The following is a 13,008-nucleotide window of genomic DNA, read 5'->3' on the forward strand; positions in this document are numbered from 1 at the left end:
AATTTCAATTCAATTCAGCATAATCTATTAATTCATTTAGAAATTCATTTGAAGGAACTCAACTCATTTGTAAAATACGAACTGCGTTGAAACAACGATCAAAGTACACTCACAAACAATGGGTTGCTATTTATAATCAAACTCGATAAGCGCTCATTCAACCCTTACCTGTCCTTGGTTAGGCTGGGAACAGATCTATGAATAACAAAAAAAACGGCATTTCTGCCGTTTTTTCTAAAGAATGGACTCTCAGGGACTCGAACCCTGGACCAATTGATTAAGAGTCAACTGCTCTACCAACTGAGCTAAGAGTCCATATAAAATTATGGTGGAGCCTAGGGGGATCGAACCCCTGACCTCATCGCTGCCAGCGATGCGCTCTCCCAGCTGAGCTAAGGCCCCGTCACATGTAAATGAATTAACGTTTCAAGCGACTTCTATATCATATAAAATATTCGACCCTGTGTCAATACTTTTATAAAAAAAATATAATCCTCTTCCCACCACGGCCCTAAAAAGATACAGTCAGCGATCAGTCGCTGTCTGTATCTTTGGATAACAGTGTTTTCAGTTCCTTCATAAACATATTGATGTCTTTGAACTGCCGATAGACGGACGCAAAGCGTACGTAGGCGACTTCATCCACCGGATAGAGCTGTTCCATGACTAGCTCACCAATCTGCTGGCTATCCACCTCTGTGGCTGCTGTGTTGCGAATAGCGTTCTCCACCTGAGATACGATCAGATCGAGCTGCTCGACTGATACTGGACGCTTCTCACAGGCTCGAATGAGACCGCGCAGCATTTTATCACGGCTAAACTCTTCACGGCTGCCATCTTTTTTGATGACCATCAGTGGGGTCTCTTCTACCATTTCAAAGGTGGTAAAACGCCTGGCACATTGTTCGCATTCGCGACGGCGGCGGATGGACTTATTATCATTCGCTGGTCGCGAATCCAACACTTTCGTGCCATTGTAGGCACAATACGGGCACTTCATAATCTCATCACTTCCTTTTTCCAATAAATTCCCGAAGCTTTTTAGTAATAATTTTGTCGAAACGGATCATAATATGTTTACCACGTCGCGAGGAGGTGAACAACAATGGCACAAGGAAACAATGGCAACTCCAACAACCTGGTAGTCAGCAGATCCTCCGGTGCTCTGGAGCAAATGAAATATGAAATCGCTCAAGAGCTGGGTATCAGCATTCCTCAAGATGGATACCAAGGTAACATGACTTCCTATGAGAACGGTTCGATCGGGGGCTACATCACAAAACGCCTCGTAACGATCGCCGAACAACAATTGGCAGGTCAATACCAATAATCTCGGTAATAATCAAGAAGTAATACAAAAAAGTGTAGGGATAGGCTGCTAAAAACAGCCTGTCCTGCGCTTTTTTCATTTTAAAGCGAAAAGGCTCATATTGTCATTAACCTGTCCCTTAAAACTCATTATAAATTTTTGTATATTGCCTGTAATAGTAGATGACTCGCTGTACATAATGCCGTGTCTCACCAAAAGGGATTTGCTTAATGGACTCTTCTTTGCCATCCCACACCCCTTGATCCAGCCACTCCTTAACTTTACCTGGACCAGCATTGTATGCCGCTACGATGACCACAGGATTATCCTGAAACTTCATAGACAGGTTATGCAGATACCACGTTCCCAGCTCAATATTGGTGCCAGGCTCGTGCTTTACACTGTCCAGCGGGACCTTCTGAATCTGGGCACTGTCCATAATCCAATTGGCGGTATTCGGCATAATCTGCATAAGCCCCAGTGCACCCTTGTGTGACTGCTTGCTGGTTTTAAAGTTTGTTTCCACACGGATAATAGACGCCACCAAAAATGGGTCCACTTCATACGTCTGTGAATATTGCCGAATTTCATCCTTATATTGAATCGGGTAAAACCAGGACATCCAATTTGAGTTGAGGAACAGAATCAGGACAAATCCGACAAACAAAATGAGCAGGACTCTTTTCTTACGTAAAATGTTCATGCAAGTCCCTTTCGCTGCCAAAACTGATCAATTTGCCGCTTCGTCTCAGTCTGTGTTCCGCTATTATCAATAACAATATCAGCCAAACTTTTTTTCTGCTCGATATCCATTTGTGCGGACAGGCGAAGCTCGGCTTGCTCTTCTGTCAGACCGTCTCTAAGTATCAGACGTCGGAGCTGAATATCACGTGGTACATATACAACCATAATTTCCTCGTACAGGCTCTCCAGCCCAGACTCATACATTAACGGGATATCTGCCAAAACAAGCTTGTCCGGCTGCTTCCGTTCATAAGCTTCCATGCGCAGACGCATTTCCTCACGAATAGCAGGATGCGTAATATCGTTAAGTGCCTGTCGCTGAACAGGGTCTCCGAATACAATCTCTCCCAGTCTTTTGCGGTGCAGGGTACCGTCACTGTTCAATATAGCTTGTCCAAAATGCTGTATGACCGCCGCCAGCACCGGATGCCCCGGAAGCATGACTTCCCGGGCAATGGCATCTGCGTCGATCAGCAGCGCACCCTTGGCGACCAAAAGAGCCGATACGGTGCTTTTTCCGGTAGCGATCCCTCCGGTTAATCCGATATTCATGCTCTTCACCTCATAACAGCTTCAATATGCCCATCATAATAAGTAATAATGCCGGCAATACACCGAGCGCCTTCATAAATCGAAATGCTGACAGGAAGAATCCTGCCTTCATACCAGCAATCAAAAATACACCACTGAATAACGTAATAGCCAGCGCAGTAGACAGGGGCTGAAAACCAAGCATGGCTGCACCTAAGCCCGCTCCGAACGCATCGACCGATAATGCAATACCTAACCAAACCGCTTCGGTAGCAGATATACTGCCGGAACGGTCCATATCCGCAGCAGACGGGCTTCGAAGAATCCGAATAACAAGCCCCCATTTGCGGAACTCCAGCGAAAATAACGTTTGCTCCTCCTGCTGTAGCTCCAAAGAATTCTCTGTCGATAGACCTCTTCCTGAGCTGGTTAGAGACTCTGTATTGGCATTCTCAGCACTTTTTTTCTCCGCAAGAGCTGATATATGCCCTGAATCTGAATCAACCTGTTCCGCAAGGTGCAGATCCCGAGGGACTTCCGCTGTTTCTTCCGTCAAATCTTCCTTGCGGTGCAGAGCCTGAATCAAAGAGTAACAGCCGATACAGATCAGAATGACAGCACCGAAAACCGTCGTATATACAGGAGACAGGACACGGGATAGTAATGCGCCGAGCTGCATGGATATGCCGATCACCAAACCTGAACATACGGAGATAATAGCAATCGACAACAATGGAATTTTCATTTTGCGCAGGCCATATGTAACACCGACTCCGAAACTGTCCAAACTTAGCGCAAATGCCAGTAACAGCAGGGCTCCCCAATGATTAGCCACTCCAATTCCCTCCCATTGCGAAGGCTGGGCCTTACAGCAACCGACTCCCTTCGCAGTATTGGTACTTGGAACAATATATGAGAGGGATGGGCTTGGGGTGACTGTGCCTGTTTAGCGCAAAGGCTGGCAGACCGGGCAATGATGTGTGCCACGTCCGGCTACGACGGATTTTTCGATCAATGTACCACAGTTCATGCAAGGCTTCGCGTTACGTCCATAAATTTGCAACTGATGCTGGAAATCGCCCGTTTTGCCCTGTCCGTTGACGAATGATTTGATGGACGAGCCACCAACCTGAATCGACGCGCCCAGCGTGGAGACAATAGCTTCATGCAGTATGCGAAATTGACTATCCGTTAAGCTTTTGGCTGGCTGTGCCGGATGAATCCCTGCCTTAAATAACGATTCATCTACATAAATATTCCCGATGCCTACTACATATGACTGGTTTAACAGCGCTGCCTTGATCGAAGTCGAACGAGTTCCAACAGCGGCACGCAGCATTTCAGGTGTAAAAGCCTCGTCCATCGGTTCCAAACCGAGTTTGTTTAGCGGCTTTTCCAGCAAATCCTGTCCTGCCGGAAATAAGTGCATCGTGCCGAACTGGCGCACATCCTGATAACGCAGCTCCGTACCATCTTTAAAATGAAAGATGACATGGGTATGCTTTTCCACAGGATCATCTTGTGAATACAATCCATAGCGTCCTTCCATTCGAAGATGGGAGACAAGCACCAGCCCGTCCAGCAAAATCCGAAGAAACTTACCGCGTCTCTCCACTCCTGTAATCCGGTGGCCGGCCAATTCCATCGCAAATGCGTGGATATCATCGGGACGTTGGATAATACGCGGCAAATTTACGGTTACATGATCTATATGTTTATCAACGATAAGCTCGTTTAGTGTTCGTTTAATGGTTTCTACTTCCGGTAATTCCGGCATGATGTCTTCACCTCACCCTATATTATAACGGAAGCAACGTCAAATTGGGACTATCTGCTCATTGAAATATCTTACTTGGCCTCATACCAATTGCTGCCATAGCTGACTTCCGCTTTAAGCGGTACAGCCAATTTTAATGCAGCTTCCATGGTAGCCGGGACAAGCTCTTTCATCGTCTCCATTTCCTCAGGCGGAACCTCGAATACAAGCTCATCATGTACTTGTAGTAGCATGCGGCTGCGAAGATTGCGTTCACGAAGCGCTGCGTCCATCTGCACCATCGCCAGCTTGATAATATCGGCTGCGGTACCTTGAATCGGCGTATTCATCGCTGTACGCTCAGCGAACGAACGCTGGTTGAAATTGCTGGCGTTAATCTCAGGCAAATATCGTCTGCGTTCCAGCAGCGTTTTTACGTATCCATCCCTCTTCGCATCCTTCACAATATCATCCATGTAACGGCGAACACCTTGGAACACGTCAAAATACTGGTCGATAAAGCGAGCCGCTTCCTTCCGGGTAATATTCAAATTTTGCGACAGACCATAGTCGCTAATCCCGTAAACGATCCCAAAGTTGACCGCCTTTGCGGAACGGCGCATATCGGAATCTACAGCTTCTGCTGGTACACCGAACACATCGGATGCGGTCTTGGTATGGATGTCCATATCGTGGACAAAAGCCTCTTTCAAACGCTCATCATCCGAAATATCAGCCAGCACCCGCAGCTCGATTTGTGAATAGTCTGCCGCCAAAATCGACCAGCCCGGCTCCGATGGAACAAATACTTTGCGGATTTTGCGTCCTTCTTCGAGACGGATCGGAATGTTTTGCAAATTCGGAAATTGACTGCTCAAGCGTCCAGTTGCTGCAACCGTCTGCCGGAAATACGTATGCACTTTACCTGTCTTCTCCGAAATTTCTTTAAGCAATCCTTCGACATACGTCGATTGAAGTTTGGCAATGGTGCGATATTGCAAAATGTTTTGCACAATATCATGATATGGCGCAAGCTTTTCAAGCACCTCTGCATCAGTCGAGTACCCTGTTTTTGTCTTTTTAATAACAGGCAGACCCAGTTTATCAAACAAAATCTCACCCAACTGCTTGGGCGAATTCAGATTGAACTCTACCCCTGCAATGCTGTAGATCTCACCTACCAACGTTGCAATCTGGGCTTCAAATTCTTTACCCAAAGCGCGCAGTTCCTCTACATTCACCAAAATCCCCTGCTTCTCCATATCCGCTAGAATGCGGGATAACGGCATCTCAAGCTCATGGAACAGCTTGTGCATTTCCGTTTTTTCCAGTTCCGCCTGCTGAACGGGCACCAATGCTTCGATCACCGCTGCCTTCCGCGCCACATGATCGGATAGTACATCCACGTCAGGAACTTTATATTTAGCTCCTTTACCAAACACTTCGTCGTCTGGACGAATCGATGACAAGCCATACTTAGCTGCCAGTCCACTCAATGTCTGATTCGCGTCTGTCGGATCTAGCAAGTATCCGGCCAGCTGCACATCAAACTCAGCTCCAGCAAACTCAATTCCATGCCAGTGTAAAGCCAAGTCCGTACGATGCAGATCATGACCGCGTTTTTTGCGTTCAGGGTCGGCAAGCCATTCGCGAATAGGGGTAGCTGCATCACTTTGTAGAACTTCCAGTGTCATAAAAAACTGCCGCCCCGTTGCGGCAAATATTAAGCCTACAATTTCAGCATGATGCGGATTATCACCATGCGTCTCCACATGCAGCACATCTATATTATTCAGCACTTCTACCAATTCGCTGATACGCTCTTCATTCAGTACAGTCACGTCTGCCGCGGCTTCCTCTACGCCAACTCCAGCACTGCCAACCTCGCCCGATAAGGATAAACGCTCCAGCAAGGACTTGAACTCCAGCTTCGCCAGAGCTGGTCCAGCCGTCTCAGCCTGCAGCCCGCTGAAAACTACATCTTCCAGCTGTTTGTCCAACGTTACATCCCGATAAATAGTCGCCAATTCCTTGCTCATTCGTGCATCGTCAGCATGTGTCTCCACGCGTTCTTTCATTTTGCCCTTCAGCTCATCCGTGTGCGCCAGCACCTCTTCGACTGAACCATATTGATGCAGCAGCTTGAGCGCTGTTTTCTCACCCACGCCCGGAATGCCAGGAATATTATCCGACGTATCGCCCATCAGACCCTTAAGGTCTATGATTTGAAGCGGCTTCAAGCCGTAACGTTCCTGAATCTGCTCAGGTCCGTACGTTTCCACCTCGGTAACCCCTTTGCGGGTTAAGCCGACCGTGACATGGTCTGAAGCCAATTGAAGCATGTCCTTGTCGCCAGTCACAACCAGCACATTGAAACCCGCTTCGTCCGCTGTTCTGGACAGGGTGCCTATAATATCGTCTGCCTCATAGCCATCCAGTTCAAATTGGGCAATGCCAAAGGCGGTCAATAGCTCTTTCAGCAGCGGAAATTGCTGGGACAGCTCCGGCGGCGTTTTCTCCCGTCCACCTTTGTAATCCTCGTACCCTTTATGGCGAAACGTAATTTTACCAGCATCAAAGGCAACCAAGATATGTGTTGGTTTGTGCTCCTCCAAAAGCCGCAATAACATTGTCGTAAATCCATACACCGCGTTCGTCTGCTGTCCGCTTGAATTCGTCAACGGCGGCATAGCAAAAAACGCCCGGTATATGATACTGTTACCATCTATAAGCATGAGTTTATCCATTTCGCACCTCACAAGTTCATCAATGCATTCGTAACGTTCTTACGTTTTACGCATTCCTCTTCCTATCTTAACATAGAAGACTCTTTTTCAGAAAAAAACGGCTGTTTCCTAGCCAAATTTGCCTTTTGCTCAAAGACAAGTCTGGGTTGGAAACAACCGCTATATACCAATCGCTCTACTGGTTCAAATCTGGTCTCTCCCCTGTCACGAGATATACAGTGCTTTCACCGATATTCGTGGCATGGTCACCAATACGTTCAATGTACCGTCCTACAAGCAATTGCAACATGGCTTGTGAAGCCTCTGCCGGCTTTTCTACCATAAAAGCGTATAGATCGCTGATCATGTGGCTGTACAAGGAATCTACCCGATCATCCTCTTTAGCCATTTTGTAGGCCAGATCTGTATTTTCATCCAAATAGGATTTGATCGCATTGTCGATCATTTCTTTAACAATGGAAGCCATGTGTGGGATATCTACCAACGGCTTCATCGCCTGTTGCCCTTCCAAGCGAAGTGTGACCTTAGCAATATCAAGTGCCAAATCGCCCATACGTTCCAAATCACTGGAAATTTTAAATGCAACAATGATCCGGCGTAAATCCTTCGCTACCGGCTGCTGGGTAATTATGAGCTTGGAGCCCATATCCAGAATATTTTCTTCCATTGTATTGAGGGATGCATCATTTTTGACTACCTGCTGGGCCATTTCTGTATTTTTGGTCTGCAAACATTCAATAGCCTGATCGAGCGCCTTCGAAACGTGTGCACCCATTTCGCGCAGTACGGCTCTCAGTTCTTCTAATCCTTCATCAAAACCTTTTCTACGTATCATTTCGAAGTCACCCCTTCTCGCATAATCATCAATTTGGCTTTAGCCAAAACGCCCGGAAATATAATCTTCCGTACGTGAATCCTGTGGCGTGGAAAACATCGTCTCAGTATCCGCTGCCTCCACTACAACCCCATTCAAAAAGAACGCAGTTCGACCAGACACACGCGCTGCCTGATGCATGTTATGCGTCACCATGACGATAGTATACGTGTCTCTTAATTCTTGAACCAGTTCTTCAATTTTCATCGTCGAGATCGGGTCCAGCGCAGATGTAGCCTCGTCCATGAGTAAAATATCTGGCTGTACAGCAAGCGCCCGGGCAATGCATAGCCGTTGTTGTTGTCCACCGGACAAGCTCAGAGCAGAACGCTTCAGAAAATTTTTAACCTCTTCCCAAAGTGCTGCCTGCCGCAGACTTTGCTCCACCAGTTCATCTAACTTGTCCTTTTGCCGAATTCCATGCAAACGCGGGCCGTAGGCCACGTTATCATAAATGGACTTGGGAAACGGGTTAGGCTGTTGAAAAACCATTCCCACCTGTTTGCGCAGCATTTCTACTTCCATGGTATCGCCGTATATATCCTGACCTGCGATGCTCACGGTGCCCTCAATACGCGTTCCCGGTATCATGTCATTCATCCGGTTCAAAGTACGCAGCAATGTTGATTTGCCGCAGCCGGATGGGCCGATGAAGGCTGTTACCGTTTTTTCAGGAATATCCAGGTTTATATGTTTCAGCGCGTGGAATTTTTCATAATACAGGTTCAGCTTATCAATCCGGATTACGGAATCATTCATGGATTTATGATCTCCTTCGTGTTGCAGTTATGGTCCTCAAGCATTGCACCTGATTTGCACAATATGAAGATTATATAAGCTGTGTGTAAATTCAGTGTGGTGGATTTGTTAACGATATGTAAAATGATCAAGAACTCAGCATGAGCTCAAGCTCCTGTGCTATTCCAGCTGCATTCAAGGCCGCTTCTTCTGCGGAACGGGACATTTCGCTGTTTTTAGCCTCTATTTCATCGACTGCCTGCAATAATTTGGCAAACGTTTGGGTTCCGGCAGATATAAATTTAGAGCCTGTATGAATCTGCTGCATACTCGTATCCGTCAGTTCAGCGGTATCACGCAGCATTTGCTCGATATGAGTAAGTAAGCCGGTAATCTGTACAGAAAAAGCTTTGGTCTGGAGTGACATATTTCGAACCTCTTGAGACACAATCTGAAAACCACGCCCGTGTTGACCAGCATGAGCCGCTTCAATGGACGCATTGATCGCCAGCAATCCGCTGTGATCTGCCAGTGCACGAATGGATGAAGCCATGCCCGCAATATCATTGAGCGATTGGGTTAACGCCGTCATCTGCTCATGCTGGCGCTTCATTTGCTCCGTCACTGCATGATAAGAAAGCAGAACATCCTCCAGTTCCACTTTGCCACGGCGGGATAATTCACTCATTGAGCGGGTTAGCTGCACACTGTCATCGGCCTCTTTCGCTGCATCCAGAACAGTTATCCGAATACGCTGGACTCCGTCATAGCTATGTCGAATCACATCGCCCCGATCTTCGTCTGCTTCTCTTTGCATTCGCTGAACGACAGACAGGATATCACGAATTGTGAGTACACCGAGTAATCTTGTCCCTTCCTTTATCAGTAAACAATCGTAAAAACGCTGATCTTCACGCATCATCGCCTGTTCTACAATTTCCGCTGCTGGACTTTTCAGATCCACAATTAATGTATTGGGATCGGCAAATATAGAAGCCGGTTTGTCATAGAACAATGCCGCAGCAAACCTGCCCGTAAAATGACGATTGTACGCATCTCTCATGATGATGCCCAAAGGAAGATCATTTTTATCCACGACGATGACACAGGGAATATCTCCCTGTGTTTTCATGAGTGCTAACAGCTCTTTGCAAGACATATCCGTGCCAATGATCGGAACCTCCCGGCATGGCACATAGGTAGTAATCGGCTTGAACGTTTCACGTTCAATCACGGCAGTGGAACTCGTCTGGGTCTTTGGTTCCGTTATCATCGTTCTGAAGTCCCCTTTTTTTAACTACTTGAAGTGACGGGAACATCATATCGATCATTTGTTGATTTTAACGGCTAGTTTTGTTAACGAAATGTAAAATCACAAAATGGACATAAAATTCGCTGCTACTGCCTGGAAAGAGAAAAACGCTCCTCATTTATAACAAATGAGAAGCGCTTCTTTTTTTATTTACAACCAGCTTGTACCCCACTCCACGGATTGAATCAATATGAACCGAGTCGGGATCAAGCTCCAGCTTTTTACGTAAGGAACTGACGTGTACATCCACTGTCCGTTGACCGCCGATGTAGTCAAAGCCCCACACGGCATTCATTAGATCATCCCGAGTCAGGACCACACCCGGCTTGCGGGACAAATAGAGGAGCACCTCAAATTCCTTCGGTCTTAAGCTGATGGACTGACCTCCAAGAATGACTTCATATTTCTCAGGGTAGATCTCCAGCTCGCCCAGTTGAATTTTGGAGCCATCCTTCTGTTCAGACAACACTCCTTCATCCCCTCCGGATGTTCTTCGCAGTACAGCCGTTACGCGGGCCAGTAGCTCAGAAACGCCAAAAGGCTTTGTGATGTAGTCATCAGCACCCGACTTCAGTCCTTGGACCACCTCAGCCTCCCCGTTTTTAGCGGTTAGAATAATGATAGGTGTTGTCAGCCCCTGATGGCGAAGTCTGCTGAGAATATCCAGTCCATTCATCCCCGGCAGCATCAAATCCAGCAGGATCAAATCGTAGGATTCTCTGGAGGCTCTTTCAAACCCAGCACTGCCATGATCCTCCGTGTCCACTTCGAAACCTTCTTGTATCAAATTGTAGGATAGCAATCTGGCAAGCGTTGGTTCATCCTCAATAACCAGCAAACGTTGTCCCATTAATAACTTCATCTCCTGTTTACCTGTTAAAGGCGCATTGGTCAAAATCCTGAAATCTTTTCCATACTCATGCGACACCCGTTTATTTTATCACGGCATTGTTAACACAATGTAAAAAATGTTATAGTTCATTCTTCCTGTTGCAATAACGGTAATTCAACGGTAAACGTGGTACCCAAACCAAGCTCGCTTTCCACTGAGAGTGTACCATGATGTAGATCGACCAAGTGCTTGACGATGGACAATCCCAGTCCCGTTCCGCCCGAGTTGCGCGAGCGTCCTTTGTCCACCCGGTAAAAGCGCTCAAAGATACGTGGCAGGTCCTTCTTCGGTATCCCAATACCCGTATCACTGACTGTAAATACGACCTTTTCCGTGTCATTGTCCCGTTGTAACGTTATAACCTTGATCTTTACCTTGCCGCCATCAAGGGTATAGTTAATGCCATTAGACAAAAGGTTCAGGAAAATCTGCTGAAGCTTATCTTCATCTGCCTCCATAAACAGTTCATCCGGGATATCCATGTGCAGCGTAATTCTTTTTTTGGCAGCTACATTATTCAGTTTCTCCAGCAATGATTCTATAAAAGACGAGATATGAATTGGAGAGCAATCCAGGGGGGACCGCTTGGACTCGATTTTGGAAAGCTCCAGAATATCACCGATCAGTCGATTCAGTCGTTCGCTTTCGTCATATATAATTTGCAAAAAGGAACGGGCCGTTTCCTCATCCTTAACCCCGCCACCAAGCAATGTCTCGGCAAAACCCTTGACTGCGGCAATCGGTGTTTTTAGCTCATGGGATACGTTTGCCACAAATTCGCTTCGCATATTTTCCAACCGTCGAATAGCTGTAATATCCTGCAACAAGAACAGCATCCCCCGGTATCCCCCTTCATCCTCATACATAGGGACACCATCCAGCAAAACGAGTCGTTCCTCAGGATTGTACAAATGCACCTCACCATGCAGCCTTTCTCGGCTTTGTATACTACCTTCAATAAGCTTTGTGAGCTCATAGTGCTTCTTCAGCTCATGATACGGCTTGTCTGTCACCCGCTTACCCACGACACCGAGCATTCGCTCAGACTCACGGTTGACAAGCGCTATACATTCACGAGCATCAATCATCAGAATCCCGCCTGTCATATTACTCATGACACTCTGGAGGAGATCCTCATTGTCACGTATCGTTTTCATTTGGTTTTGGAGACTGTCGGCCATACGATTAATGGCTTCACCCAGTTGTCCTACCTCATCCCGGCGCTGTACACCGACCCTAGCGTCATAATCTAGTCCTGAAATGCGGTTGGCTACCCCTGTAATATGTTCAATGGGCGAGGTGAGGCTGCGAGCAATACGATAGCTCATCAGTCCAGCAGCAATAAACAGCAACACAAGACCAATCCCGATGGCCGTCCAGCCGCGCTGCACTCCCTCCTCCACCGCTTTCAGACTCATGGACAAACGGATATATCCGTCAAAGCCCTTGTCCGATACAACAGGCTCAGCGACGTATAGCATGTTTCGTTGCAAAGTTTCACTGTAGCGTATTGTCCGACCGATTCCCTCCGACGTAGCTTGCCGTATTTCTTCACGCGATGCATGGTTTTCCATCTTGCGTGGATCGCTTAACGAATCACCCACCACCGTTCCATCCTTACGAATGAAGGTCACTCGCGAATCGGTCAGATGGGCAATTTCCTTCGCCTTCTGAGAATAATAGGAGACGTAATCTGTGCTGGATAGGGCATCAGCATTAACAAATGGGAAAGTAGCGCGAAGCAGGTCGATCTCGCGACCCATGTTCTCCTCTAGCACCTTCATATTTGAATTTTTGAAAATTTGCCCCATAGTGATCCCAGCAGCAAGGACAGATACGCCAATCAAAATCAGCATGATCAGGGTAAGCCTGAAACGAAACGATTTCATAGAAATTTGCCCATCCTTTTATGTAAGTTAATCTCATTCTACAGGCTACCTGCATTATGTTCCACTGTGAAAAGAAAAAAAGGCCGGAGCATAAGACGGGACTGACCCCTTAACGTGAGACAAATCAAAACACCTTCAAGAGAATGCAACCATGTCGTAAGATATGGAGACAACCTTGGAGGTGTTTTTTCGTTGGCAACAAGAGTCAGTTATCCA

Annotated in this window: 12 protein-coding genes and 2 tRNA genes; 1 reads left to right on the forward strand and 13 read right to left on the reverse strand. The window is 46.8% G+C overall.

The features are described from left to right. Window positions 1–242 precede the first annotated feature (242 nt). The 3 genes from OIU26_RS16180 to nrdR all read right to left on the reverse strand — a co-directional run bounded on the left by OIU26_RS16180 (window position 243) and on the right by nrdR (window position 1,000). Window positions 243–315, reverse strand: a tRNA-Lys gene (locus OIU26_RS16180). Between the two features lie 11 nt (window positions 316–326). Continuing rightward, a tRNA-Ala gene (locus OIU26_RS16185) sits at window positions 327–402 on the reverse strand. A 130-nt stretch (window positions 403–532) separates the two neighbouring features. Next, a complete protein-coding gene (gene nrdR / locus OIU26_RS16190; RefSeq protein WP_013370366.1) occupies window positions 533–1,000 on the reverse strand; it encodes a transcriptional regulator NrdR in 468 nt (155 codons plus the stop codon). A 105-nt stretch (window positions 1,001–1,105) separates the two neighbouring features. On the opposite strand from nrdR, the gene OIU26_RS16195 reads away from it, so the two are divergent. Beyond that, window positions 1,106–1,330 (forward strand): alpha/beta-type small acid-soluble spore protein, encoded by a 225-nt coding sequence (locus OIU26_RS16195; RefSeq protein ID WP_013309613.1) that lies wholly within the window; start codon window positions 1,106–1,108, stop codon window positions 1,328–1,330. 118 nt (window positions 1,331–1,448) lie between these two features. Here the strand turns inward: OIU26_RS16195 and OIU26_RS16200 are convergent, their stop codons facing one another. The 10 genes from OIU26_RS16200 to pnpS form a co-directional block, all read right to left on the reverse strand. Further along, window positions 1,449–2,012, reverse strand: a complete 564-nt coding sequence (locus OIU26_RS16200; RefSeq protein ID WP_013370365.1) for a lytic transglycosylase domain-containing protein — start codon at window positions 2,010–2,012, stop codon at window positions 1,449–1,451. Beyond that, entirely contained in the window at window positions 2,009–2,605 is a 597-nt protein-coding gene (coaE, locus tag OIU26_RS16205) for a dephospho-CoA kinase (RefSeq protein ID WP_264217387.1), read from the reverse strand. Before coaE ends, OIU26_RS16200 begins: the two co-directional genes overlap by 4 nt. Window positions 2,606–2,615: 10 nt before the next feature. Continuing rightward, a complete protein-coding gene (locus OIU26_RS16210; RefSeq protein ID WP_264217388.1) occupies window positions 2,616–3,419 on the reverse strand; it encodes an MntP/YtaF family protein in 804 nt (267 codons plus the stop codon). Between the two features lie 111 nt (window positions 3,420–3,530). Next, window positions 3,531–4,361, reverse strand: a complete 831-nt coding sequence (gene mutM, locus OIU26_RS16215; protein WP_040101712.1) for a DNA-formamidopyrimidine glycosylase — start codon at window positions 4,359–4,361, stop codon at window positions 3,531–3,533. Between the two features lie 71 nt (window positions 4,362–4,432). After that, the gene (gene polA / locus OIU26_RS16220; RefSeq protein ID WP_264217389.1) at window positions 4,433–7,087 is read right to left on the reverse strand and encodes a DNA polymerase I; all 2,655 of its coding nucleotides are present in this window, start codon (window positions 7,085–7,087) and stop codon (window positions 4,433–4,435) included. Between the two features lie 175 nt (window positions 7,088–7,262). Next, window positions 7,263–7,922, reverse strand: coding sequence for a phosphate signaling complex protein PhoU (gene phoU / locus OIU26_RS16225; RefSeq protein WP_016819636.1), 660 nt, complete (start codon window positions 7,920–7,922; stop codon window positions 7,263–7,265). A 39-nt stretch (window positions 7,923–7,961) separates the two neighbouring features. Beyond that, window positions 7,962–8,720, reverse strand: a complete 759-nt coding sequence (pstB, locus tag OIU26_RS16230; protein ID WP_013370358.1) for a phosphate ABC transporter ATP-binding protein PstB — start codon at window positions 8,718–8,720, stop codon at window positions 7,962–7,964. A 127-nt stretch (window positions 8,721–8,847) separates the two neighbouring features. Next, window positions 8,848–9,972, reverse strand: coding sequence for a methyl-accepting chemotaxis protein (locus OIU26_RS16235; protein WP_264217390.1), 1,125 nt, complete (start codon window positions 9,970–9,972; stop codon window positions 8,848–8,850). A gap of 157 nt (window positions 9,973–10,129) precedes the next feature. Further along, window positions 10,130–10,861: a response regulator transcription factor gene (locus OIU26_RS16240; protein ID WP_013370356.1), complete on the reverse strand. Its 732-nt coding sequence runs from the start codon at window positions 10,859–10,861 to the stop codon at window positions 10,130–10,132. 128 nt (window positions 10,862–10,989) lie between these two features. Beyond that, window positions 10,990–12,792, reverse strand: a complete 1,803-nt coding sequence (gene pnpS, locus OIU26_RS16245) for a two-component system histidine kinase PnpS (RefSeq protein ID WP_264217391.1) — start codon at window positions 12,790–12,792, stop codon at window positions 10,990–10,992. Window positions 12,793–13,008: the final 216 nt, after the last annotated feature.

Origin of the sequence: Paenibacillus sp. BT-177, assembly GCF_025846815.2 — a bacterium.
GTDB lineage: Bacteria > Bacillota > Bacilli > Paenibacillales > Paenibacillaceae > Paenibacillus > Paenibacillus polymyxa_C.